The sequence below is a fragment of the Actinospica acidithermotolerans genome, assembly GCF_018139625.1.
Taxonomy (GTDB): Bacteria; Actinomycetota; Actinomycetes; order Streptomycetales; family Catenulisporaceae; genus Actinospica; species Actinospica acidithermotolerans.
The window spans coordinates 1-949 of record NZ_JAGSOH010000297.1; the positions used below are offsets into that span (position 1 = coordinate 1).

2 protein-coding genes are annotated in these 949 nt (G+C 69.8%); both read left to right on the plus strand.

Annotated elements, in window-relative coordinates; genetic code table 11:
- The first annotated feature begins 65 nt into the window (after positions 1–65).
- Positions 66–353 carry a transposase gene (locus tag KDK95_RS34775; RefSeq protein ID WP_212522610.1) on the plus strand — a complete coding sequence of 96 codons (288 nt, stop codon included), beginning with the start codon at positions 66–68 and terminating at the stop codon, positions 351–353.
- Positions 350–949 (plus strand): IS3 family transposase (locus tag KDK95_RS34780; RefSeq protein ID WP_212522611.1); only part of this gene is annotated, 600 nt, incomplete at its 3' end. The genes KDK95_RS34775 and KDK95_RS34780, both read left to right, overlap by 4 nt.

Below are 949 nucleotides of genomic sequence, written 5' to 3' on the forward strand. Positions count from 1 at the left end.
TGAGCTTGACCCGGTTTCCCGGACTCCTTGAGTGAGGCGACACTGGTCGCCGGAGGGAGTTTGTGATGCCGAAGGCTCATCCGCCGGAGTTCCGGCGCCGTGCGATCGAGTTGGCCCGTGCCGGGGGCAAGCCGCAGTCCGAGTTGGCGCGGGATCTGGGGATTTCAGCGTCCTGTCTGCGCAACTGGGTCGCCCAGGCGGACAAGGACGAAGGCGTGAAGGAGGGGCTGACCAGCACCGAACGGCGTGAGCTCGCTGAGCTGCGGCGCAAGAACCGGCAGCTGGAACTGGAGAACGAGATCCTGCGTAAGGCCGCGGCCTACTTCGCCCGGGACAACGTCCTCCCAAAATGATCTACCCGGTGGTCCAGGAACTGGCTGACCAGAGGTTGCCGGTGGCGGTGTGCTGCCGGCTGCTCGGGGTCTCGACCTCCGGGTACTACGAGTGGCGCGGCCGTGCACCCTCGGCGCGAGCACGCGCCGATGCCGAACTGACCGCCGTGATCGTCGAGGTCCACGCAGCGTCGCGCGGCACCTACGGCGCACCGAGGGTGCATGCCGAACTGCGCCTCGGCCTCGGCATGCGGGTCGGGCGCAAGCGGGTGGCCCGACTGATGCGCACCGGCGGGCTGTGCGGGATCTACCGGCGCCGCACGCGCGGCTGCACGGTGCGCGACCCGGCCGCTGACCCACATCCCGACCTGGTGCGCCGCGTGTTCAGCGCCGACGCGCCAAACCGGCTGTGGTGCATGGATGTCACCCAGCACCGCACCGGCGAGGGCTGGGTGTACTGCGCCGTGGTCCTCGACGCGTTCAGCCGCCGCGTCGTGGGCTGGTCAATCGCCGACCACCTAAGCGCGGAACTGGTCTGCGACGCTCTCGACATGGCCCGCTGGCGCCGCAACCCGGAAGCCGGGCAGACGGTGGCGCACTCCGATCACGGGTCGCAG

Bases quoted from the DNA above. Each gene is read 5' to 3' on its own strand.
- KDK95_RS34775 (WP_212522610.1), top strand. From the start codon at position 66: ATGCCGAAGGCTCATCCGCCGGAGTTCCGGCGCCGTGCGATCGAGTTG.